The 22074-nt window shown below is 32.9% G+C and carries 21 protein-coding genes and 4 tRNA genes; 22 read left to right on the forward strand and 3 right to left on the reverse strand.

Features of this window, described 5'->3' with window-relative positions:
* Positions 1-22: 22 nt before the first annotated feature.
* From hpf to ACE3PD_RS03595, 20 genes are all read left to right on the forward strand, one after another.
* Complete coding sequence (gene hpf / locus ACE3PD_RS03500; RefSeq protein WP_111567657.1) at positions 23-325, forward strand: ribosome hibernation-promoting factor, HPF/YfiA family; 303 nt, start codon at positions 23-25, stop codon at positions 323-325.
* A gap of 92 nt (positions 326-417) precedes the next feature.
* Positions 418-491 (forward strand) — tRNA-Thr (locus tag ACE3PD_RS03505).
* Between the two features lie 32 nt (positions 492-523).
* Positions 524-605, forward strand: a tRNA-Tyr gene (locus ACE3PD_RS03510).
* 70 nt (positions 606-675) lie between these two features.
* Positions 676-747: transfer RNA gene (locus ACE3PD_RS03515), tRNA-Thr, on the forward strand.
* 57 nt (positions 748-804) lie between these two features.
* Positions 805-1992 (forward strand): elongation factor Tu, encoded by a 1188-nt coding sequence (tuf, locus tag ACE3PD_RS03520; protein WP_194093116.1) that lies wholly within the window; start codon positions 805-807, stop codon positions 1990-1992.
* Between the two features lie 52 nt (positions 1993-2044).
* A tRNA-Trp gene (locus ACE3PD_RS03525) sits at positions 2045-2116 on the forward strand.
* A 15-nt stretch (positions 2117-2131) separates the two neighbouring features.
* Positions 2132-2326, forward strand: coding sequence for a preprotein translocase subunit SecE (secE, locus tag ACE3PD_RS03530; RefSeq protein ID WP_374399579.1), 195 nt, complete (start codon positions 2132-2134; stop codon positions 2324-2326).
* 10 nt (positions 2327-2336) lie between these two features.
* Positions 2337-2888, forward strand: a complete 552-nt coding sequence (gene nusG / locus ACE3PD_RS03535; protein ID WP_333810328.1) for a transcription termination/antitermination protein NusG — start codon at positions 2337-2339, stop codon at positions 2886-2888.
* A 66-nt stretch (positions 2889-2954) separates the two neighbouring features.
* Positions 2955-3392, forward strand: coding sequence for a 50S ribosomal protein L11 (rplK, locus tag ACE3PD_RS03540; RefSeq protein WP_026724872.1), 438 nt, complete (start codon positions 2955-2957; stop codon positions 3390-3392).
* Between the two features lie 21 nt (positions 3393-3413).
* Positions 3414-4103: a 50S ribosomal protein L1 gene (gene rplA, locus ACE3PD_RS03545; protein WP_194093113.1), complete on the forward strand. Its 690-nt coding sequence runs from the start codon at positions 3414-3416 to the stop codon at positions 4101-4103.
* Positions 4104-4125: 22 nt separating this feature from the next.
* Positions 4126-4623, forward strand: coding sequence for a 50S ribosomal protein L10 (rplJ, locus tag ACE3PD_RS03550; protein ID WP_374399582.1), 498 nt, complete (start codon positions 4126-4128; stop codon positions 4621-4623).
* A gap of 55 nt (positions 4624-4678) precedes the next feature.
* The gene (gene rplL / locus ACE3PD_RS03555) at positions 4679-5050 is read left to right on the forward strand and encodes a 50S ribosomal protein L7/L12 (RefSeq protein ID WP_026724869.1); all 372 of its coding nucleotides are present in this window, start codon (positions 4679-4681) and stop codon (positions 5048-5050) included.
* A gap of 242 nt (positions 5051-5292) precedes the next feature.
* Positions 5293-9105, forward strand: a complete 3813-nt coding sequence (rpoB, locus tag ACE3PD_RS03560) for a DNA-directed RNA polymerase subunit beta (protein ID WP_374399584.1) — start codon at positions 5293-5295, stop codon at positions 9103-9105.
* Between the two features lie 270 nt (positions 9106-9375).
* Positions 9376-13683, forward strand: coding sequence for a DNA-directed RNA polymerase subunit beta' (gene rpoC, locus ACE3PD_RS03565; RefSeq protein WP_374399586.1), 4308 nt, complete (start codon positions 9376-9378; stop codon positions 13681-13683).
* Positions 13684-13788: 105 nt separating this feature from the next.
* Positions 13789-14097: a DUF3467 domain-containing protein gene (locus ACE3PD_RS03570; RefSeq protein ID WP_073580526.1), complete on the forward strand. Its 309-nt coding sequence runs from the start codon at positions 13789-13791 to the stop codon at positions 14095-14097.
* Between the two features lie 46 nt (positions 14098-14143).
* Complete coding sequence (locus tag ACE3PD_RS03575) at positions 14144-14641, forward strand: GNAT family N-acetyltransferase (RefSeq protein WP_374399589.1); 498 nt, start codon at positions 14144-14146, stop codon at positions 14639-14641.
* Between the two features lie 41 nt (positions 14642-14682).
* Entirely contained in the window at positions 14683-15141 is a 459-nt protein-coding gene (locus ACE3PD_RS03580; protein WP_374399591.1) for a hypothetical protein, read from the forward strand.
* A 120-nt stretch (positions 15142-15261) separates the two neighbouring features.
* Entirely contained in the window at positions 15262-16725 is a 1464-nt protein-coding gene (locus ACE3PD_RS03585; RefSeq protein ID WP_374399593.1) for a TlpA family protein disulfide reductase, read from the forward strand.
* A gap of 1 nt (position 16726) precedes the next feature.
* Positions 16727-17635 (forward strand): hypothetical protein, encoded by a 909-nt coding sequence (locus ACE3PD_RS03590; protein ID WP_374399594.1) that lies wholly within the window; start codon positions 16727-16729, stop codon positions 17633-17635.
* Entirely contained in the window at positions 17626-18573 is a 948-nt protein-coding gene (locus tag ACE3PD_RS03595) for a hypothetical protein (RefSeq protein WP_374399596.1), read from the forward strand. Before ACE3PD_RS03590 ends, ACE3PD_RS03595 begins: the two co-directional genes overlap by 10 nt.
* Before the next feature lies 1 nt (position 18574).
* Here ACE3PD_RS03595 and rluF read toward each other — a convergent pair whose 3' ends face one another.
* From rluF to ACE3PD_RS03610, 3 genes are all read right to left on the reverse strand, one after another.
* A complete protein-coding gene (gene rluF / locus ACE3PD_RS03600; protein ID WP_374399598.1) occupies positions 18575-19363 on the reverse strand; it encodes a 23S rRNA pseudouridine(2604) synthase RluF in 789 nt (262 codons plus the stop codon).
* 186 nt (positions 19364-19549) lie between these two features.
* Positions 19550-20329 carry a zinc ribbon domain-containing protein gene (locus ACE3PD_RS03605; RefSeq protein ID WP_374399600.1) on the reverse strand — a complete coding sequence of 260 codons (780 nt, stop codon included), beginning with the start codon at positions 20327-20329 and terminating at the stop codon, positions 19550-19552.
* A gap of 2 nt (positions 20330-20331) precedes the next feature.
* Positions 20332-21447: a Nif3-like dinuclear metal center hexameric protein gene (locus ACE3PD_RS03610; protein WP_374399601.1), complete on the reverse strand. Its 1116-nt coding sequence runs from the start codon at positions 21445-21447 to the stop codon at positions 20332-20334.
* A 113-nt stretch (positions 21448-21560) separates the two neighbouring features.
* Between ACE3PD_RS03610 and ACE3PD_RS03615 the strand changes: the two genes are divergently transcribed.
* Both ACE3PD_RS03615 and ACE3PD_RS03620 read left to right on the forward strand, forming a co-directional pair.
* Positions 21561-21815 (forward strand): DUF2683 family protein, encoded by a 255-nt coding sequence (locus ACE3PD_RS03615; RefSeq protein WP_374399603.1) that lies wholly within the window; start codon positions 21561-21563, stop codon positions 21813-21815.
* Positions 21791-22072, forward strand: coding sequence for a Txe/YoeB family addiction module toxin (locus ACE3PD_RS03620; RefSeq protein WP_374399606.1), 282 nt, complete (start codon positions 21791-21793; stop codon positions 22070-22072). The genes ACE3PD_RS03615 and ACE3PD_RS03620 overlap by 25 nt, the downstream gene beginning before the upstream one ends.
* The last annotated feature ends 2 nt before the right edge of the window (positions 22073-22074 follow it).

The raw sequence follows: 22074 nt of genomic DNA on the forward strand, positions 1-22074 counted from the left end.
AACCATTTTAATTAACAGAATTATGAAAGTTAATGTGCAAGCAGTAAATTTTAATGTAGACAGAAAATTGGTAGATTTCATTCAAGAGAGAATGGATAAGTTGGAAAAGTATTATGATAAAATAGTTTCGGCTGAAGTTTTTTTGAGGCTTGAAAATACAAGTGATAAAGAAAATAAAACAGTAGAGATAAAAATTAATGTTCCTGGAGACGATTTTGTAGTTAAAAAAACGGCAAAAAGTTTTGAGGAAGGGGTGGATTTATCAGTTGATTCTCTAGAGCGAGTAATCTTAAAAAGAAAAGAAAAATTAAGAGCGCATTCATAAAAAGAAAAAAAACATAAAAAATGTTTTGATTCAAAAATAAATTATATACATTTGCAGTCCGTTAGAAATAGCGGACTTTTTATATTTAAGTTGCCGGTGTAGCTCAGCTGGCTAGAGCAGCTGATTTGTAATCAGCAGGTCGTGGGTTCGAGTCCCTCCATCGGCTCAAAGTTGTAAGCGACTTAATATAAAAGGTTTGGGGAGATACTCAAGCGGCCAACGAGGGCGGACTGTAAATCCGCTGACTACGTCTTCGCAGGTTCGAATCCTGCTCTCCCCACGAGATTTTGAATTTAGAGAGAAGAGTTTGGTTTTCTGAATTCTGATGGCTAACTTCTGAATACACAAAAGCCGGTGTAGCTCAGGGGTAGAGTGCTTCCTTGGTAAGGAAGAGGTCACGGGTTCAATTCCCGTCATTGGCTCTTAAAAAAGTTTATTTTTTGAACACTAATATATAACTAAGATTAAATTATTAAATCATGGCAAAAGAAACCTTTGATCGTTCGAAGCCCCATTTAAATATTGGAACTATCGGACACGTTGACCACGGTAAAACTACATTAACAGCTGCAATTACTAAAGTATTAGCTGATGCTGGTTTATCAGAAGCAAAATCATTTGATCAAATTGATAATGCTCCAGAAGAAAAAGAAAGAGGTATTACTATTAATACATCTCACGTAGAATATTCTACAGCTAACCGTCACTACGCTCACGTTGACTGTCCAGGTCACGCGGATTACGTTAAGAACATGGTTACAGGTGCTGCTCAGATGGACGGTGCTATCTTAGTAGTTGCTGCTACAGATGGTCCTATGCCACAAACAAGAGAGCACATCCTTTTAGGTCGTCAAGTAGGTGTGCCTAGAATGGTTGTATTCATGAATAAAGTGGATATGGTTGATGATGCTGAATTATTAGAATTAGTAGAAATGGAAATCAGAGATTTATTATCTTTCTATCAGTATGATGGTGATAATGGTCCTGTTGTTCAAGGTTCTGCTTTAGGAGCTTTAAATGGTGAGCCAAAATGGGTTGATACAGTTTTAGCTTTAATGGAAGCTGTTGATAACTGGATTGAATTACCGGCTCGTGATGTTGATAAGCCATTCTTGATGCCAGTTGAGGACGTATTTACAATTACTGGTCGTGGAACTGTTGCTACAGGTCGCATCGAAACAGGAGTTGCTAATACAGGGGATGCAGTTGAAATCATCGGTATGGGAGCTGATAAATTAACTTCTACTATTACAGGAGTTGAGATGTTCCGTAAAATCCTTGATAGAGGTGAGGCTGGAGATAACGTAGGTTTATTATTAAGAGGTATCGCTAAAGAAGATATCAAAAGAGGAATGGTTATCATTAAGCCAGGATCTGTTAAACCACACGCTCACTTCAAAGCTGAGGTATATATCTTGAAAAAAGAAGAAGGTGGACGTCACACTCCATTCCACAATAACTACCGTCCACAGTTCTACGTACGTACAACTGACGTTACTGGTACTATTTCTTTACCAGCTGGTGTAGAGATGGTTATGCCTGGTGATAACTTAACAATTGATGTCCAATTATTAAGCCCTATCGCTTTATCAGTAGGTTTACGTTTCGCTATCCGTGAGGGTGGTAGAACAGTAGGTGCTGGTCAGGTTACTGAAATTTTAGACTAATTATAAGTCAAATAATAACTAAACCAGCAGTTCGCTGCTGGTTTTTTAACAAACGGGCGTAGTACAAGGGCTAGTATAGTGGTCTCCAAAACCATTGATGGGGGTTCGAATCCCTCCGCCCGTGCAAATAAAGATTAAAATGACAAAAGTAGTTAATTACATATCTGAAGCATTTCATGAATTGAAAACGAATGTTACTTGGCCAGTTTGGTCTGAAGTACAACGTTTGACAATTATTGTAGCTGTATTTTCAATTGTTTTCGCTCTATTAACTTGGGGTGTTGATGAATTATTTGTAAAAGCACTTGAAGGTTTTTTTAATATTTTAAAATAATACTTATAGTATGGCTGATAATAATGTTAATAAGTGGTATGTAGTAAGAGCTGTAAGTGGTCAAGAAAATAAAGTTAAGGCTTACATCGAGACAGAAGCGGCTCGTTTAGGTATGGCTGATTACATTTCTCAAGTTCTTGTCCCTACTGAAAAAGTGGTACAAGTTAGAGATGGAAAAAAAATAGCTAAGGATAAAGTTTATTTTCCTGGTTATATTATGATTGAAGCTAACTTAACAGGAGAGATTCCTCATATTATTAAATCGATTCCTGGTGTTATTGGTTTCTTAGGTGAAACAAAAGGAGGAGATGCTGTGCCATTAAGACAATCTGAAGTAAACAGAATGTTAGGTAAAGTAGATGAGTTATCTGTAAAAGTAGATAATGTTGCTATTCCTTATGCTGTTGGTGAAACAGTAAAAGTGGTAGATGGTCCATTCAATGGTTTCAATGGAACTATTGAAAAAGTAAATGAAGAAAAGCGTAAACTTGAAGTAATGGTGAAGATTTTTGGAAGAAAAACACCGTTAGAGTTGAGTTTTATGCAAGTTGAAAAAGTATAATTTTCGTTACATATATAAATCACATCAATCGCTTCCAATTGATAGATGTGCTAAATTTTTTTAAAAATGGCAAAAGAAGTTAGTAAAGTAGTTAAACTACAAGTTAAGGGAGGTGCTGCGAATCCATCGCCACCGGTTGGACCTGCTTTGGGGGCTGCTGGGGTTAACATCATGGAGTTCTGTAAGCAATTTAATGCTAGAACACAAGATAAACCTGGCAAAGTTTTACCAGTACAAATTACTGTGTATAAAGACAAGTCTTTTGACTTTGTTGTTAAAACGCCACCTGCTGCAATTCAATTATTAGAAGCAGCAAAATTAAAGTCTGGTTCAGGGCAACCTAACCGTAAAAAAGTAGCAAATGTTACTTGGGATCAAATTAGAACTATTGCTGAAGACAAAATGGCAGACTTAAACGCTTTCGAAATTGAAAAAGCGATGAGTATGATTGCTGGAACAGCTAGATCTATGGGTATAACAGTAACAGGAAATGCTCCTTTTTAATCTCTAAAAAGAAATTAGACAATGGCAAAATTGACAAAAAAGCAAAAAGAGGCTGCAGCAAAAATTGAGAAGAATAAACTTTACACTTTAAGAGATGCTTCTGCATTAATTAAAGAAGTTGCTTCTGCAAAATTTGATGAGTCTGTTGATATCGCAGTTAAGTTAGGTGTAGATCCTAGAAAAGCGAATCAAATGGTAAGAGGGGTTGTAACATTACCTCACGGAACTGGTAAAGATGTAAGAGTATTAGCATTAGTTACTCCAGATAAAGAAGCTGAAGCTAAAGCTGCTGGTGCAGACCACGTAGGTTTAGATGACTATTTACAAAAAATCAAAGATGGTTGGACAGACGTTGATGTTATCATCACTATGCCAGCTGTTATGGGTAAATTAGGTCCATTAGGACGTGTTTTAGGTCCAAGAGGTTTAATGCCAAACCCTAAAACAGGAACTGTAACTATGGATGTTGCTAAGGCGGTGCAAGAAGTGAAAGCTGGTAAAATCGACTTCAAAGTTGACAAAACTGGTATCGTTCACGCTGGAATAGGAAGAGTATCTTTTGATGCTGATAAAATCTATGACAATGCACACGAAATCGTTCAAACATTAATCAAATTAAAACCAACTGCAGCTAAAGGTACTTATATTAAGTCTATTCATATATCAAGTACACAAAGTCCTGCTATTGCTTTAGATCCTAAAGCAGTATAATTGGTAGTTAAAAATTTTTAGTATGACTAGAGAAGAAAAATCAATCGCTATTGAAGATTTAACTGCACAGTTAGCGGATGTAAATGTTGTTTATTTAGCAGACATTTCAGGACTAGATGCAGATACTACTTCAAACTTAAGAAGAGCTTGTTTTAAAGCTGGTATTAAATTAGAAGTTGTTAAGAACACATTGTTAGAAAAAGCAATGGAAGCTTCTGATAACGACTTTGGTGATTTATCATCAGTTCTTAAAGGAAATACTTCTATGTTTATTGCTGATACAGCTAATGGGCCAGCAAAAATCATTAAAGAATTCCGTAAGAAAGGTGAAAAACCAATTTTTAAAGGAGCTTATATTAACCAAGAAATTTACATCGGTGACAACTTATTAGACAGCTTAGTAGCTATCAAATCTAAAGATGAAGTTATCGCAGAAATTATTGGATTATTACAATCTCCTGCTCAAAGAGTTATTGCAGCTCTTCAAAATCAACCTAACAAGGAAGAAGGAGCAGAATAATAAGTACGCACAAATAAATTATATTTTTTACAAAACATTTTAAACGATAGAAAAAATGGCAGATTTGAAACAATTCGCAGAACAATTAGTTAACTTAACAGTTAAAGAAGTTAACGAATTAGCAACAATATTAAAAGATGAGTATGGTATCGAGCCTGCTGCTGCAGCTGTAGTAGTTGCTGCAGGTGGAGGAGATGCTGGTGCTGCTGCTGAGCAAACAGAATTTACAGTAGTATTAAAAGACGCTGGTGCTTCTAAATTAGGAGTCGTTAAAGCTGTTAAAGAATTAACAGGTTTAGGTCTTAAAGAAGCTAAAGATTTAGTTGATGCTGCTCCAACAAATGTTAAAGAAGGAGTTTCTAAAGATGAGGCTGAAGGTCTTAAGAAAGCTTTAGAAGAAGCAGGAGCTGTAGTTGAGTTAAAATAATTTATACTCATAAATAAGCTAGGTTTAGGTCTTGAGAGTGTTCTCAAAGACCTAAACCATTTTGCGTATATTGAATTATTGTAATTTTTATGCGCTAAAAAGTATCCAATAACGAAGAAAAAAAACAAGTATTTTCCTGATTTGTTTTTAAAGATGTATCGGCTACTAAATAAAAGGAAGTATTATTAGAACAGTGTTTTTACACAAAAATTACTTTTTTTAAATCAAAATTTTATCCATTGATGATTGCTAATCAGACTGAAAGATTAAATTTTGCTTCAACAAAAAACATTCCACAATATCCAGATTTTCTAGATATTCAAGTGAAATCGTTTAAAGATTTTTTTCAATTAGAAACTAAATCTGACGAAAGAGGCAACGAAGGGCTGTATAATACCTTCATGGAAAATTTTCCAATTACGGATACGAGAAATCAATTCGTATTAGAATTCCTAGATTATTTTATTGATCCACCTAGATATACCATCGAAGAGTGTATTGATAGAGGCTTGACTTATAGTGTGCCTCTAAAAGCTAGATTAAAATTATATTGTACTGACCCTGAACACGAGGATTTTGAAACAATCGTTCAAGATGTGTATTTAGGAACAATACCATATATGACGCCTAGTGGTACATTTGTAATTAATGGTGCTGAGCGTGTAGTTGTATCGCAATTACACAGATCTCCAGGTGTATTCTTTGGTCAGTCTTTCCATGCAAATGGAACTAAATTATATTCTGCCAGAATTATTCCTTTTAAAGGTTCTTGGATTGAATTCGCTACCGATATCAATAACGTAATGTATGCTTATATCGATAGAAAGAAAAAATTACCTGTAACTACTTTATTTAGAGCAATCGGATTTGAAAGAGATAAGGATATCTTAGAAATTTTCGACTTGGCAGAAGAAATTAAAGTATCTAAAACAGGAATCAAGAAATATGCGGGAAGAAGACTTGCTGCACGTGTATTGAATACATGGCATGAAGACTTCGTGGATGAGGATACTGGTGAAGTGGTTTCTATTGAGCGTAACGAAATTATCTTAGATCGTGATACGATTCTTGATAAAGATAATATCGAAGAAATAATTGAAGCAGACGTAAAAACTATCCTTTTACATAAAGAGGATAATAATGCGGCTGATTATACAATTATTCACAATACGTTACAAAAAGACCCAACAAACTCTGAAAAAGAGGCTGTTGAACACATTTACAGACAATTACGTAACGCGGAACCGCCTGATGAGGAAACGGCTCGCGGTATTATAGATAAATTATTCTTCTCTGACCAACGTTATAACTTAGGTGAAGTAGGTCGTTACAGAATGAACAAAAAGTTAAATCTTGATATTCCAATGGAAAAACAAGTTTTAACTAAAGAAGATATTATTACAATCGTTAAATATTTGATCGAATTAATCAACTCTAAAGCAGAGATTGATGATATCGACCACTTATCAAACCGTCGTGTAAGAACTGTTGGTGAGCAATTATCAGCTCAGTTCGGAGTAGGTTTAGCTCGTATGGCTAGAACTATCCGTGAGAGAATGAACGTTCGTGATAACGAGGTGTTTACACCTATCGATTTGATCAATGCTAAAACATTATCATCGGTAATTAACTCATTCTTTGGAACAAACCAGTTATCTCAGTTCATGGATCAAACAAATCCATTAGCAGAGATTACGCACAAACGTCGTTTATCTGCACTTGGACCTGGAGGTTTATCTAGAGAAAGAGCTGGTTTTGAGGTGCGTGACGTTCACTATACACACTACGGAAGACTTTGTCCAATTGAAACTCCTGAGGGACCAAACATTGGACTTATTTCATCTTTAGGGGTTTATGCTAAAGTAAATGGAATGGGATTCATCGAAACGCCTTACCGTAAAGTAACGGATGGTGTGGTTGATTTAGAATCTACTCCAGTTTATTTAAGCGCTGAAGAGGAAGAAGGTAAAATGATTGCACAAGCAAACATTGAAATGGATGCTAAAGGTAAAATTACCGCTACTAATGTTATTGCACGTGAAGAAGGAGATTTCCCTGTGGTTGCTCCAACTGCTGTTCATTACACAGACGTTGCTCCAAATCAGATTGCTTCGATTTCAGCTTCATTGATTCCTTTCTTAGAACATGATGATGCGAACCGTGCGTTGATGGGATCTAACATGATGCGTCAGGCCGTTCCATTATTACGTCCTGAAGCTCCAATCGTAGGTACTGGTTTAGAAAGACAAGTTGCTTCTGATTCAAGAGTATTAATCAATGCGGAAGGAAACGGAACTGTTGAGTATGTTGATGCTAACATGATTACCATCAAATACGACAGAACTGAAGAAGAACGTATGGTAAGCTTTGATTCAGATGAGAAAACATATCAATTAATCAAATATAGAAAAACCAACCAAAGTACTTGTATTAACCTTAAACCTATCGTAAGAAAAGGGGATAGAGTTGCTAAAGGACAAGTATTATGTGAAGGTTATGCTACTCAAAACGGAGAATTAGCAATCGGAAGAAACTTAAAAGTGGCGTTCATGCCATGGAAAGGGTACAACTTCGAGGATGCAATCGTAATTTCTGAAAAAGTAGTACGTGATGATATTTTTACATCATTACATATTGATGATTATACATTAGAAGTTCGTGATACTAAATTAGGTAACGAAGAATTAACTAATGATATTCCAAACGTTTCTGAAGAAGCTACTAAAGATTTAGATGAAAACGGTATGATTAGAATTGGTGCAGAGGTGAAACCTGGCGACATTCTAATCGGAAAAATTACACCAAAAGGAGAATCAGATCCTACTCCAGAAGAAAAACTTTTAAGAGCTATCTTCGGTGATAAAGCAGGTGATGTGAAAGATGCTTCGTTAAAAGCGTCTCCATCTTTACACGGTGTGGTTTTAGATAAAAAATTATTTGCGAAAGCAGTAAAAGATAAGAGAAAACGTTCTAAAGACAAAGAAGACGTTGATAAATTAGAAACTGAATTCGAAGTTAAGTACAACGACTTGAAAGACAAATTAATTGAAAAATTATTTGTTATCATCGATGGTAAAACTTCTCAAGGTGTAATGAACGATTTAGGTGAAGAAGTATTACCAAAAGGTAAAAAATTCACTAAAAAGATGTTACAAGGTGTGGAAGATTTTGCTCACTTAACTAAAGGTCAGTGGACAACAGATGAGCATACTAATGCAATGGTGAACGACTTAATTCACAACTACAAAATCAAATTAAACGATTTACAAGGTTGGTTAAGAAGAGAGAAATTTACAATTACTGTTGGAGATGAATTACCTTCTGGAATTTTAAAACTTGCTAAAGTTTACATCGCTAAGAAACGTAAATTAAAAGTAGGGGATAAAATGGCAGGACGTCACGGTAACAAAGGTATTGTTGCTAAAATCGTTCGTCATGAAGATATGCCATTCTTAGAAGACGGAACGCCAGTAGATATCGTATTGAATCCACTTGGGGTACCATCTCGTATGAACATCGGTCAGATTTATGAAACGGTTCTTGGTTGGGCTGGACAAAAATTAGGTAAGAAGTTTGCTACTCCAATTTTTGATGGTGCTACTTTAGATCAAATTAATGAATTAACAGACGAAGCAGGAATTCCAAGATTCGGTCATACTTACTTGTATGATGGAGGAACTGGAGAGCGTTTCCACCAACGTGCTACTGTAGGTGTAATTTACATGTTGAAATTAGGACACATGGTAGATGATAAAATGCACGCTCGTTCTATTGGTCCATACTCGTTAATTACGCAACAACCATTAGGAGGTAAGGCTCAATTTGGAGGTCAGCGTTTTGGAGAGATGGAGGTTTGGGCACTTGAAGCATACGGTGCATCAAGTACACTAAGAGAAATCTTGACTGTTAAATCGGATGACGTAATTGGTAGAGCTAAAACTTACGAAGCTATCGTAAAAGGTGAAGCTATGCCAGAACCAGGATTACCAGAATCATTCAATGTGTTAATGCATGAATTGAAAGGTCTTGGATTAGACATCAGATTAGAAGAATAATTATAGTAAACAGTTACAGTCGCAGTATGCAGTTCAATCTGAAAACTGCGACTGAAAACTGAATACTTTTTCAAAATAAAGTTTTTAAAGATTTATACCCGTAAACCGTTCCGATTTTTTATGCGATGCTAAATTGTATAACTAGCACTTCAAGGTGAAAGAGACTTGAGGTTTTGAGAAGTAATTCGAGGTAGTAGCTGAATGATTTAGTCTTTTTTCAAGCCGAAAATCATAAATCTAAATTTTAATAATAAATCAATAGTAAAAACTATGATGAATAATAGAAATAATAAAGATAAAAACCAAATCAAAAGGTTTAACAAAATCACGATAGGATTAGCTTCTCCAGAATCTATTTTGGCAGAATCAAGAGGTGAGGTTTTAAAACCAGAAACTATCAACTATCGTACCCACAAACCAGAAAGAGATGGTCTTTTCTGTGAGCGAATTTTCGGTCCAGTTAAAGATTATGAGTGTGCTTGTGGTAAGTATAAAAGAATCCGCTACAAAGGAATCGTTTGTGACCGATGTGGTGTAGAAGTAACGGAGAAAAAAGTTCGTAGAGATAGAGTTGGACACATCAACCTTGTTGTGCCAATAGCTCACATTTGGTATTTCCGTTCGTTACCAAACAAAATCGGATATATTTTAGGATTACCATCTAAGAAATTAGATATGATTATTTACTACGAAAGATATGTAGTAATTCAACCAGGTATTGCTAAAAATGCTGATGGCGAATCTTTACAAAAATTAGATTTCCTTACTGAAGAAGAGTATTTAAATATTTTAGATACACTTCCAATGGAAAATCAATATTTAGATGATAATGATCCAAATAAATTCATCGCTAAAATGGGTGCTGAATGTATTATGGATTTATTAGCTCGTACTAATTTAGATGAATTATCATACGAATTACGTCACGCTGCTAATAACGAAACATCTAAACAACGTAAGACAGAAGCCTTAAAACGTTTAAATGTTGTAGAATCATTCCGTGAGTCTAACTTAAACAGAGAAAACCGTCCTGAGTGGATGATTTTAAAAGTAATTCCAGTTATTCCACCAGAATTACGTCCGTTAGTACCACTTGATGGAGGTCGTTTTGCAACTTCAGATTTAAATGATTTATACAGAAGAGTAATCATCCGTAACAACCGTTTAAAAAGATTAATGGAGATCAAAGCTCCTGAAGTAATCTTAAGAAACGAAAAACGTATGTTACAAGAATCTGTAGATTCATTATTTGATAACACACGTAAAGCTTCTGCAGTTAAAACAGAATCTAACAGGCCATTAAAATCGTTATCAGATTCATTAAAAGGTAAACAAGGGCGCTTCCGTCAAAACTTATTAGGTAAACGTGTGGATTATTCTGCTCGTTCGGTAATTGTCGTTGGACCAGAAATGAAAATGTACGAGTGTGGTTTACCAAAAGATATGGCGGCTGAGCTTTACAAACCATTCGTTATTCGTAAGTTAATCGAAAGAGGAATTGTAAAAACAGTTAAGTCGGCTAAGAAAATTATCGACAAAAAAGAGCCTGTAGTGTGGGATATCCTTGAAAATGTAATCAAAGGTCACCCAGTATTACTTAACCGTGCTCCTACGTTACACCGTTTAGGTATTCAGGCATTCCAACCTAAATTAATTGAAGGAAAAGCGATTCAGTTACACCCATTGACATGTACGGCGTTTAATGCCGATTTCGATGGTGACCAGATGGCGGTTCACTTACCATTAGGGCCAGAGGCTATTTTAGAAGCACAATTATTAATGTTAGCTTCTCACAATATCTTAAACCCTGCAAATGGTGCGCCTATCACAGTTCCTTCTCAGGACATGGTTCTTGGTCTTTACTACATGACTAAAGAGCGTTTATCAACTCCTGAACATAAAATTTTAGGTGAAGGTTTAACTTTCTATTCTGCTGAAGAGGTAAATATCGCTTTAAATGAAGGAAAATTAGAGTTGAATGCTAGAGTGAAAATTAGAGCAAAAGACTTTAATGAAAACGGTGAATTAGTTTATAAAATTATTCAAACAACTGCTGGTAGAGTATTATTTAACGAAGTAGTACCTGAAGCAGCTGGATATATCAATGAGGTATTAACTAAGAAATCATTACGTGATATTATTGGTAAAATCTTAGCGGTAACTGACGTTCCTACAACTGCAGCTTTCTTAGATAACATGAAAGATATGGGGTATAAGTTCGCATTCCGTGGAGGTTTATCATTCTCATTAGGTGATATTAGAATTCCAGAACAAAAAGAGAAATTAATCGCTGATGCTCGTGAGCAAGTAGAAGCAATTTCGATGAACTATAGCATGGGTCTTATTACCAATAACGAGCGTTACAACCAAGTTATTGATATCTGGACTTCAGCTAATGCGCAATTAACAGAGTTAGCAATGAAAAATATCCGTGAAGACCAACAAGGTTTCAACTCGGTATACATGATGCTTGATTCTGGAGCGAGGGGTTCTAAAGAGCAGATTCGTCAGTTAACTGGTATGCGTGGTTTGATGGCTAAGCCTAAAAAATCAACTGCTGGTGGTGGTGAAATTATCGAAAACCCAATTTTATCGAACTTTAAAGAGGGTCTTTCTATCCTTGAGTACTTTATTTCTACTCACGGTGCTCGTAAAGGTCTTGCGGATACCGCTCTTAAAACAGCCGATGCGGGTTACTTAACACGTCGTTTACATGACGTATCTCAAGATGTTATCGTAAACTCTGTAGATTGTGGTACATTAAGAGGTATTGAAGTTTCTGCTTTAAAGAAAAACGAAGAAATCGTTGAAACTTTAGGGGAAAGAATCTTAGGACGTGTGGCTTTACAAAATGTAATTAACCCATTAGATAATGAAATTTTAGTTCATGCTGGTGAGGAAATTACAGAAGCTATTGTTAAGAAAATCGAAGTTTCTCCAGTAGAAAGAGTAGAGGTTCGTTCTCCATTAACATGTGAGGCAACAAAAGGAATTTGTGCTAAATGTTACGGTAGAAACTTGGCAACAGGTAAGATGACACAGAAAGGTGAAGCAGTTGGAGTTATTGCAGCGCAATCAATTGGTGAGCCAGGTACACAGTTAACACTTCGTACGTTCCACGTTGGAGGGGTTGCTGGAGGAATTTCTGAAGAGTCTAGCATTGTAACTCGTTTTGCAGGTAGATTAGAAATTGAAGATTTAAAAACAGTTAAAGGTGAAGATGCTGAAGGAAATGCTGTTGATATCGTAATTTCTCGTTCTACTGAGTTAAAATTAGTTGAGCCAAAAACAGGTATTGTATTAAATACACACTATATTCCTTACGGATCAAGTATTTTTGTAAATGATGGTGACATTGTTGAAAAAGGCACTACAATCTGTAAATGGGATCCATATAACGGGGTGATTATTTCTGAATTTACAGGTAAAGTAGGTTATGAAGATTTAGAACAAGGACAATCGTTCATTGTTGAAATCGACGAGCAAACTGGTTTCCAAGAGAAAGTAATTTCTGAAGGTAGAAATAAAAAATTAATCCCTACGTTACACATCTACGGTAAAGATGGCGAGTTAATTCGTTCATACAACTTACCAGTAGGAGCTCACCTTATGGTTAACGATGGAGAAAAAATTAAAGCAGGTAAGATTTTAGTTAAAATTCCGCGTCGTTCTTCTAAAGCAGGTGATATTACAGGAGGTTTACCAAGAATTACAGAGTTGTTAGAAGCTCGTAATCCTTCAAACCCTGCAGTAGTTTCTGAAATTGATGGTGTTGTAACATTTGGAAAAATTAAGAGAGGTAACCGAGAAATCGCTATCGAGTCTAAATTTGGTGAAGTGAAGAAATACTTAGTAAAACTTTCGAACCAAATCTTAGTTCAAGAAAACGACTTCGTAAAAGCGGGAACTCCACTTTCTGATGGTGCAATTACTCCAGAGGATATCTTAAGAATTCAAGGACCATCTGCTGTTCAACAGTACTTGGTTAACGAAATTCAAGAGGTGTACCGTTTACAAGGGGTAAAAATCAACGATAAACACTTTGAGGTAGTTATCCGTCAGATGATGCGTAAAGTAAGAATCGTGGATCCAGGAGATACTTTATTCTTAGAAGATCAATTGGCTCATACAAGTGATTTCATCGTTGAAAACGATAAATTATACGGAATGAAAGTAGTGGAAGATGCAGGTGATTCTGAGAATTTAAAACCAGGTCAAATTGTTTCTCCACGTCAATTAAGAGATGAAAATTCGTTATTAAAACGTAATGATAAGAACTTAGTTGTGGCTCGTGATGTTATTACAGCAACAGCTACTCCAGTATTACAAGGTATTACAAGAGCATCGTTACAAACGAAATCATTCATTTCTGCGGCATCGTTCCAGGAAACAACTAAAGTATTAAATGAAGCTGCAGTAGCAGGTAAAGTAGATACTTTAGAAGGATTGAAAGAAAATGTTATTGTAGGACACAGAATTCCAGCTGGTACTGGTATGAGAGATTACGATAATATTATTGTAGGTTCTAAAGAAGAATACAATGAATTAATGGCTGCTAAAGAAGAGTTTAACTACTAATTAGCTTCATTATTTCAATACAAAGCCTAACAGATTTTCTGTTAGGCTTTTTTTTTACCCAAATTATACTTATTCTTGTATAACAAAATAGCAATTTTAAATATCATGGAAAATAATAACCAACAAGGACAAATTAACATCGAATTAGACGAGCAAACAGCAGAAGGGATTTATTCCAATTTAGCTATTATCAATCATTCTAATTCTGAGTTTGTAGTAGATTTTGTAACGATTATGCCTGGAGTACCAAAAGCAAAAGTAAAGTCAAGAATTATTTTAACGCCTCAACACGCAAAACGTTTGTTGAAAGCATTAGGAGAAAATATTCATCGATTTGAAAGTGCTCACGGAAAAATTGAAGAAGGAGAACAACCTCCAATTCCTTTAAATTTTGGGCCAACAGGGCAAGCATAATAACCAAAAGTCTCGTATATTGCGGGACTTTTTTAGTTGATTACTTATGAAATTAGTAAAAGCAAATTCCGAACATATTCCTGTAATTATCGACCTGACCAAGAAAATTTGGCCTGTTGCCTATGGAGAAATTTTATCCAAAGCACAATTAGATTTCATGATTGATAAGTTTTATAACGAAACAGCTTTGTACGAATTGATGCAGAAAGGACACATTTTTTATTTAGCGCAAGATGATATGGAAAAGTACGTGGGTTTTCTTTCCTATGAAATCAACTCTGAACCCAATAAAACAAAAATCCACAAAATTTACGTATTACCTCAAACACAAGGCACTGGTTTGGGGCGACTGTTTTTTGAATTGGTAAAAGAAAAAGCCATTGAAAACCACCAATGCGCCATTTTTTTAAACGTAAACAAATACAATAACGCCATACATTTTTATACAAAACTAGGTTTTACAAAAGTAAAAGACGAAGTAATTGATATTGGAAATGGTTACGTAATGGATGATTATGTGATGGAGGTAGATATTTTACAATAAGATTTTATAATTATCGTTATATTAAAATTAAGAATAATTTTATGAAAACTATACTATACATTTTACTATTTACTTTTTCACTTGGTTCATTTTCTCAAACTAAAGAAGAACCTATATGGTGGGAAATGGAAAGAAATGGGCAATATTTAGAAGTAGCAAGCTATTTACTTTTTAAACTTCAATCTGATTCTACAAGAAATAAACATGCGGACTATTTACATATTGCTAGAGCTTATGGTTATTTAAATGATTATGAAAAAGCAATTTTTTATTGGAAAAAATGTGCCGAGGATTTAAACCCTGAGAGTGATGAGCAATTTTGGTTGTATTATTACGGTACTTTAGCTTTTTTTCAGAGAGACAAAGATGAATTGAAAAAAAATATGGTAAAACTTGAAGCAAATCATTCTTCATATTATGAAAATAATTACAAAACCTTGAGATCGCTTTATGAAAAATTTGACAAAGGATATAAAGAAGCTTCAAATTGGAAAAATTAAAATAACCGTTTATAACAATGATTAAATTTTACTTATGCTCGTTATTTTTCTTAAAATTTCGCAATAAGATTTTATTATTATCGTTATACTAAAATAACACCGTATAATTATCCTATAGAAATGAAATATATTTTAGTAGCCTTCCTTTTTCTTCAAATTTCGTATTCTCAAAATGTTTCAATTCAATTAAAATTTCAAAATGTTTCTGATTCTATTCCTATAGTTGTTAGTAAATCGATAAATGATAATGCAGCCTATTTTTTATATCATTCAGATACAATCTTTACAAAAAATAATAAAGCCGAATTAAAATTCGACGCTAGTAATCCTGGTTATGTTTATTTTTCCTTTTCAAAAGCAAATCCAGGTATTAATGTTTTATATGAGCCAAACGAAACGATTGTATTAAATATTTCTAAGAATCCAGATAATAAGTATCATATTCATTATGAAGGTAGAAATAGTTCAATTTCCTTGGCTATAAATGTTGATACCATTTATAAATATCAAAAATTTTCTCAAAAATTAAGACCTATTATTTTTAACGCAAGTAAAGGTTCTGAAATTTTAAATATTATAAAAAGAGAATATAAATTAGAATCTGAAAGATTGAAAACTTTTTATGAAAATGGTGAAATCTCAAAAGATATTTATGAAATCTCAAAACTATATCTAGAATCAACTCTTGTAAATAATTCGAAAAGCATTATTGAAGATGTTTTTAGAATTGAGGAGGAGTACACTAAAACAAAATTACCTAAAAGTGAATTTTTAGATTTATTAAATAATTTGATGTCAGAATTTAATCCTTTTGATGATAAATTTAAAAATTTTACCACTTATGCTTTTATAGACAATATTCAATCATCATCGAGATTTATTGCTGAAAGTGGTCTTGATGAAAAGCAATACAATAAAGGTCTTTTTGTAAATAAGAAGTTAAAATATAACTACAATTATATCCCAATTCATTATCAGGAACATTTATTTGCTTTCTTTTTTATAAATGATGTGTTAAATGAAAATGATTTGAAACAATTTAAAAAAGTCTTCCCCAAAAGTCCTTATACTAAATATTTAGAAAAATATTTAAAGAATAAAAAGCTTCCAGATTATAAACCTTATGCTTTTGGTTACTTTCTAAACGGAAAATTTGAGTATAATAAACAAGTAAATAGTATTGATATAACTTCTATTATAAAAGATAACTTTAGTGGGAAAGCTATTTTTGTTGATTTATGGGCTTCATATTGTGCACCTTGTTTTCAAGAGTTTTCTCATTCTCAAAAGCTATTTGCTTTTTTGAAAACAAATAACATCGAAATGTTGTATTTAGCAATAGATAAAGACAAGGAAATTACCAAATGGCTTCCTAATATTAAGAATAATTATTTAGAAGGGAATCATATTTTTACTTCTGATAAAATTCAAGAATCACTTCAGAAGCTTTTAAATGAGCCTGACGGTATATATATTCCACGATATTTATTATTTAATTCAAAAGGTGAATTAGTTTTGCCATCAACAAAAAAGCCCTCTGAAGGTCAAGCTTTGTATGATGAAATTTTAAGTGCTTTGAAATAAGATGAAAATAAATCTATCATTTGCATTTTTATTATTTAGCTTGTTAGTTATGTCTCAAACTAAAAGAGATATTTTTTTACGGGATTCAATAATAAAACCGATTAATTATAAGCAGGTAACAAATAAGAAAATTTATCATAAAACGTATGACTTATTGAAGAAAATGGATTCGGAATTTGGTTATGAAAAAGATATTCATCTTAAAATTTTGGAATTTTCTTATTTTCATAATGACTTAGATAATTTTAAAAAAGATTTATTGGTTCTAGTAAAAGATTATGGTTTTAAGATTGATTATTTAACAACCAATGAAAATTATTATAATGATTTGATAAATGGAAAATTATCAAATTGGTTTAAAAAAATGTATTTAAAAAATCATTTAATTTGGGTTGAAAATAATTTCGACAAATTAAATGACATTCGAGCTTTGAACGAAATTAACATTAAAGATCAAACACTAGCTAAATTGTCTAATGTAATGATTGATATGAATTTAAATCAATCAGATAGTGTTAAAATCTATACAGTAATTCAAAGATTAAATGATGAAAACTTGCAATTAATTTACAATATATCTGAAAAGAATAATTGTTTTGTTTTGTCTAAAAATTTTCCAATTGTTCAAAATAACTTAAATAGTGCTATCATTCATAATTTTCAGATGAATTTAGATGATAGTTGGAATTTACTGTATCCTCATATTAAAACCGCATATAAGAAAAATGAAATTGATAATGTTATTTTTCAAAATTATGATTTCTATAGGTATTTAAAGGACGGTTATCAAGAGTTTAATTCTTATAAAATAGAACAAATTCCTCCAGATTTTAGAAAAAATCAAGATCCAATTCCATTAAAAGATATTGATTTTTTTAATGAATTTAAAAAAGAGATGAAATGGGATTGATTTTTTTAAAAAAATCTAAAGTAGGAATGTTTTTTCTAATTTCTATTTCTCTTATCTCATGTAAAAGTTATCAGAAAATTGGAGGTGAAAATTCAAATTACATTCCGTACTATCTAAAAGTATATGAAGCAGACAGTTTATTTTTATTAAAAAATTATTCATCGGCTTATGAAAAGTACGACAGTCTTTTTAAATACTACGAACCTATAAATATGCCATTATATTTTGAATTTGAAAATTATTTAAAGGCTGGATTACTATCAAACAAAAAGAAAAACTTTAAAAATGAATTTAAAATGATAGTAACCAATTATGGGTACACTTATAAAAATATAGAAAAAGATACTTTGATGCAAATACTAGCTTTACGTTTTAAAAAATCAAAAAAAGATATAGAAAAATGGCAAAAACAATATAGCTCAAAGTTAGATACTTCTTATAGATATCAACTTACTTTAATGAATTTTAACGATCAAAAAGTTAGAAATCAAAAACCACTAAATTGGGACGAGGTTGCTAAAATTGACAAACAGAACGATTCAATTTTACGACAAATGATTAATAAAGTTGGATATCCAAATTTCAAGAACGTTGGAAGCTTTAGAAAATTAAATGAAAGCGAGAGGAAAGTTGATTTAGGAGTTGAAGTTTTATTAAACCATTTTACAAGTTCAGAGGAAAGTTTTAAATTTTATAATCAAATTCTACCAACTCTTATTAAAAAAGGAGAATGCTTACCAAAAGATTATGCTCATTTAATTGACAGGTATTATACTAAGAATAGTCAAGACTCTTTCTTTTATTTTATTACATTTAATTATGATTTTAAAAACAATCCTTCTTTGGTTAGGGTAATTAATAAAAGAAGGAAAAAAAATGGTCTCCCATCAATTGAGTATGAAAAAATTTGGTTTGAAGAACGGTTAATGAAAATGTAGGTTATCTATTCCTCTCCCCATAATTCCTTTTCCCAGTAAACTTACTTTTATTACTTGGTAAACTCGCTTCTTCCGTTTTGCTTGAAGGTGCAATCAATTGGTTTAATTCGGTAATTTCTTTATCGGTAAGATGGCGGTATTTTCCTTCCGGTACGTCTAAAGAAATGTTGATAATACGAGTACGTTTTAAAGCCGTTACTTCGTAATCTAAATATTCACACATTCTTCGAATTTGTCTATTTAAACCTTGAGTTAAAATAATTCGGAAAACGTATTTGCTAATTTGTTCTACTTTGCATTTCTTGGTAATCGTTTCCAAAATCGGAATTCCGTTTGCCATTCGGTCAATAAATCGGTCGGTAATAGGTTTGTTTACGGTTACGATGTATTCTTTTTCGTGGTTGTTTCTCGCACGAAGTATCTTGTTTACAATATCGCCATCATTGGTCATAAAAATCAAACCTTCACTGGCTTTGTCTAAACGACCAATAGGAAAAATACGTTCTGGATAATTAATGAAATCAACAATATTGTCTCGTATGCTTAAATTAGTCGTACATTCAATTCCGGCAGGTTTGTAAAACGCTAAATAAATAGGTTTCTCGTTTTTCTGTTGTACCAATTCACCATTCACACGAACTTCATCACCAGGACTTACTTTAGTACCCATTTCCGGAATCTTTCCGTTAATAGTAACTCTTCCTTGCTCAATCAATCGATCCGCTTCTCTACGAGAACAAAAGCCGGTTTCCGATAAATATTTGTTGATGCGTACTGTATTTTCTTCCATGATGCAAAGATAAGTTTTTTTAGTAAATAGTGAATAGTGAATAGCGAATAGCAAGTTTTCTACAGAAAAATAAGCTTTGCGAACTTTGCGAAAAAACTTTGCTCCCGAAGCTTCGGGATTTGCGTTAAAAAATAAAAAAAAAGCCCTTTTAAAAAAGGACTTTCATTTATTTGGAAAAGGATTCAATTAGATGCTAGCAAATAATTTTTCCATTTTTTCTTTTTCTTCGTCAGCTAAAACACCGTCTACTAAGATTCTTCCACTGTGCTCATCTGTAATGATTTTTTTGCGAGCTGCAATTTCCATTTGCGTTTGTGGTGGAATTGTAAAGAATGAACCAGCAGAAGCGCCACGCTCAATAGAAACAACCGCTAAACCGTTTCTTACGCTATTTCTAATTCTGTCATAAGCTGCTAATAAACGTTCTTCGATTTGACCTCTTAATTCTTCTGATTTACCTAATAAGAAGTTTTCTTCTTTTTCAGTTTCAGCCATAATATCGCTTAATTCCGCTTTTTTATGTTTTAAGTGGGTTTGTTTTCCTTCTAATTTTTCTTTAGTTTGAGCTACTACTTCTTTTTTGTGCTCAATAGAAGCTTTCATTTCTTTAATGTGTTTTTCAGCTAATTGAATTTCTAATTCCTGAAACTCCACTTCTTTAGTTAAAGAGTTGAATTCTCTATTATTACGAACGTTTTTTTGTTGCTCTAAATATTTTTTAATCGCAGCTTTGTGTTCGTCGATAGCGTTTTTCTTTACTTTGATTTGCTCATCAATAGTTTCTAAATCGCTTTTTAGTTTTTCTAAACGAGTAGAAAGTCCCGCTACTTCATCTTCTAAATCTTCTACTTCAAGAGGCAATTCTCCTCTTACATTTCTTATTTCGTCTATTTTAGAATCAACTAGTTGTAAAGCATAAAGGGCTCTTAACTTATCTTCTACACTTAGCTCTTTGATTGTTGCCATATTTAAAAGTACTTAACTGGATTTGTATTTTCTTCTGATAAAATAATTCCGCATTGCAGCGAATTTGGTGCAAAATTAGTGATTTTTTCTTTAAGAAAATCAACAATATAATTTTTTGTAAATCTTTCGCTTTCAAAATGCCCAATATCCGCCAAAAGTAATTGATTTTCAGCTTCATAGAATTGATGATATTTTAAGTCGGCCGTAAGATAAGCATCTGCACCTGAGGAAATTGCATTCTTAATAGCAAAACTACCACTTCCGCCCAAAACGGCTACTTTTTTAATTGATTTTCCTGTAAAAGCGGAATGTCTGATACCTTCACATTGTAGTTTTTCCTTTACCAATTGTAAAAAATCAGTTTCAGAAAGCGGGTTTTCGAATTCGCCAACGCGTCCCAAACCAATATTTTGATGTTTGTTTTCTAACTGATAAATTTCATAAGCCACTTCTTCATATACATGATTTTTGAATAAAGCTTTCAAGATTTTCCCTTGCAAATGCTTTTCAAACGTCATTTCAATTTTAATTTCTTCGTTTTCTACAAACTCAAAACGATCTCCAATTTCTGGATTCGAATTTTCATTGCCCATATAAGTTCCAATTCCTTTCGAATTAAAACTACAATCTTCATAATTTCCAATGGTTCCAGCGCCTGCATCAAACAAAGCATTTCTTAATTTTTCAAAGTTTTCAGGAATTGTATAGGTAACTAATTTTTGAATGTAATTTTCTTTCGGAATCAATACTTTCGAATGTTTTAAACCTAAAGCATCACAGAAAATTTTATTCACTCCTTTTTGATGATTGTCCAAAGCAGTATGAACGGCATAAATCGCAATGTCGTTTTTTATTGCTTTTAAAATCGCACGTTCCACATAATTTTTACCCGTAATTTTCTTAATTCCCGAAAACAAAATAGGATGGAAGCAAACAACCAAATTACATTTTTTTGAAATCGCTTCATCAATTACCGATTCCAATGCATCATGACAAACTAAAACGCCATCAATTTCTTGATTCGGGTTTCCAACTAAAAGTCCCACATTATCAAAATCTTCGGCATAACCTAGTGGCGCCATTTCTTCAAGAACAGAAAGTATATTGGAAAGTTTCATATTTACAGATTTTACTTATCAAAGATAAAAAAAGGAATTCGTTTATATTATGATTTTGGGCAGAAAATATATTAGCACGATTTTTGTATATTTGTAAAACAAATCCATTTGTCATGACAACAATAACCATAAAAATAAACGAGCGTTCAAAAAAAGGCAAAGCTTTCCTAGAATTTGCTAAGACTTTTTTTTCCGAAGGTAAAGACGTTGAGATTATTAAGTCCGATGATAAAAAACCTAAAAAAGAAAAGAGTATTTACAGCGATGCTTTTATTGCAAAAATGAAAAAAGCAGAGGAAAATATTAAAAATGGAGATTGTATAACGATTGATCCTAATGATGTATGGGGAAGTTTAGGCTTAAAGTAACCAAAATTGCTCAAAAAGATATAGATAAGCATATAAAGTCAGGTAATAAAAATTCAATCAAAGCCATAGAGAAAATTATGGTAGAACTAACTGACAATCCTTTTGAAGGTTATGGAAATCCCGAAGCTTTAAAATATGAATATTCAGGTTATTGGTCACGAAAAATAAATCAAAAAGACAGAATGATTTATAAAGTTGAAGAAAATATCGTTACGGTAACAATAGTTTCTGCAATGGGACATTATGCTGATAAATAATC

It is taken from the genome of Flavobacterium sp., from assembly GCF_041911335.1.
Taxonomy (GTDB): domain Bacteria; phylum Bacteroidota; class Bacteroidia; order Flavobacteriales; family Flavobacteriaceae; genus Flavobacterium.

Coding starts and splice junctions, on each gene's coding strand:
- rplA (WP_194093113.1), top strand. CDS start 3,414: ATGGCAAAATTGACAAAAAAGCAAAAAGAGGCTGCAGCAAAAATTGAG.
- ACE3PD_RS03590 (WP_374399594.1), top strand. CDS start 16,727: ATGAAAATAAATCTATCATTTGCATTTTTATTATTTAGCTTGTTAGTT.
- rplK (WP_026724872.1), top strand. CDS start 2,955: ATGGCAAAAGAAGTTAGTAAAGTAGTTAAACTACAAGTTAAGGGAGGT.
- ACE3PD_RS03605 (WP_374399600.1), bottom strand. CDS start 20,329: ATGGCAACAATCAAAGAGCTAAGTGTAGAAGATAAGTTAAGAGCCCTT.
- secE (WP_374399579.1), top strand. CDS start 2,132: ATGACAAAAGTAGTTAATTACATATCTGAAGCATTTCATGAATTGAAA.
- ACE3PD_RS03615 (WP_374399603.1), top strand. CDS start 21,561: ATGACAACAATAACCATAAAAATAAACGAGCGTTCAAAAAAAGGCAAA.
- rplL (WP_026724869.1), top strand. CDS start 4,679: ATGGCAGATTTGAAACAATTCGCAGAACAATTAGTTAACTTAACAGTT.
- ACE3PD_RS03620 (WP_374399606.1), top strand. CDS start 21,791: ATGGGGAAGTTTAGGCTTAAAGTAACCAAAATTGCTCAAAAAGATATA.
- ACE3PD_RS03580 (WP_374399591.1), top strand. CDS start 14,683: ATGAAAACTATACTATACATTTTACTATTTACTTTTTCACTTGGTTCA.
- rplJ (WP_374399582.1), top strand. CDS start 4,126: ATGACTAGAGAAGAAAAATCAATCGCTATTGAAGATTTAACTGCACAG.
- tuf (WP_194093116.1), top strand. CDS start 805: ATGGCAAAAGAAACCTTTGATCGTTCGAAGCCCCATTTAAATATTGGA.
- ACE3PD_RS03570 (WP_073580526.1), top strand. CDS start 13,789: ATGGAAAATAATAACCAACAAGGACAAATTAACATCGAATTAGACGAG.
- ACE3PD_RS03585 (WP_374399593.1), top strand. CDS start 15,262: ATGAAATATATTTTAGTAGCCTTCCTTTTTCTTCAAATTTCGTATTCT.
- ACE3PD_RS03595 (WP_374399596.1), top strand. CDS start 17,626: ATGGGATTGATTTTTTTAAAAAAATCTAAAGTAGGAATGTTTTTTCTA.
- ACE3PD_RS03575 (WP_374399589.1), top strand. CDS start 14,144: ATGAAATTAGTAAAAGCAAATTCCGAACATATTCCTGTAATTATCGAC.
- ACE3PD_RS03610 (WP_374399601.1), bottom strand. CDS start 21,447: ATGAAACTTTCCAATATACTTTCTGTTCTTGAAGAAATGGCGCCACTA.
- hpf (WP_111567657.1), top strand. CDS start 23: ATGAAAGTTAATGTGCAAGCAGTAAATTTTAATGTAGACAGAAAATTG.
- nusG (WP_333810328.1), top strand. CDS start 2,337: ATGGCTGATAATAATGTTAATAAGTGGTATGTAGTAAGAGCTGTAAGT.
- rluF (WP_374399598.1), bottom strand. CDS start 19,363: ATGGAAGAAAATACAGTACGCATCAACAAATATTTATCGGAAACCGGC.
- rpoB (WP_374399584.1), top strand. CDS start 5,293: ATGATTGCTAATCAGACTGAAAGATTAAATTTTGCTTCAACAAAAAAC.
- rpoC (WP_374399586.1), top strand. CDS start 9,376: ATGATGAATAATAGAAATAATAAAGATAAAAACCAAATCAAAAGGTTT.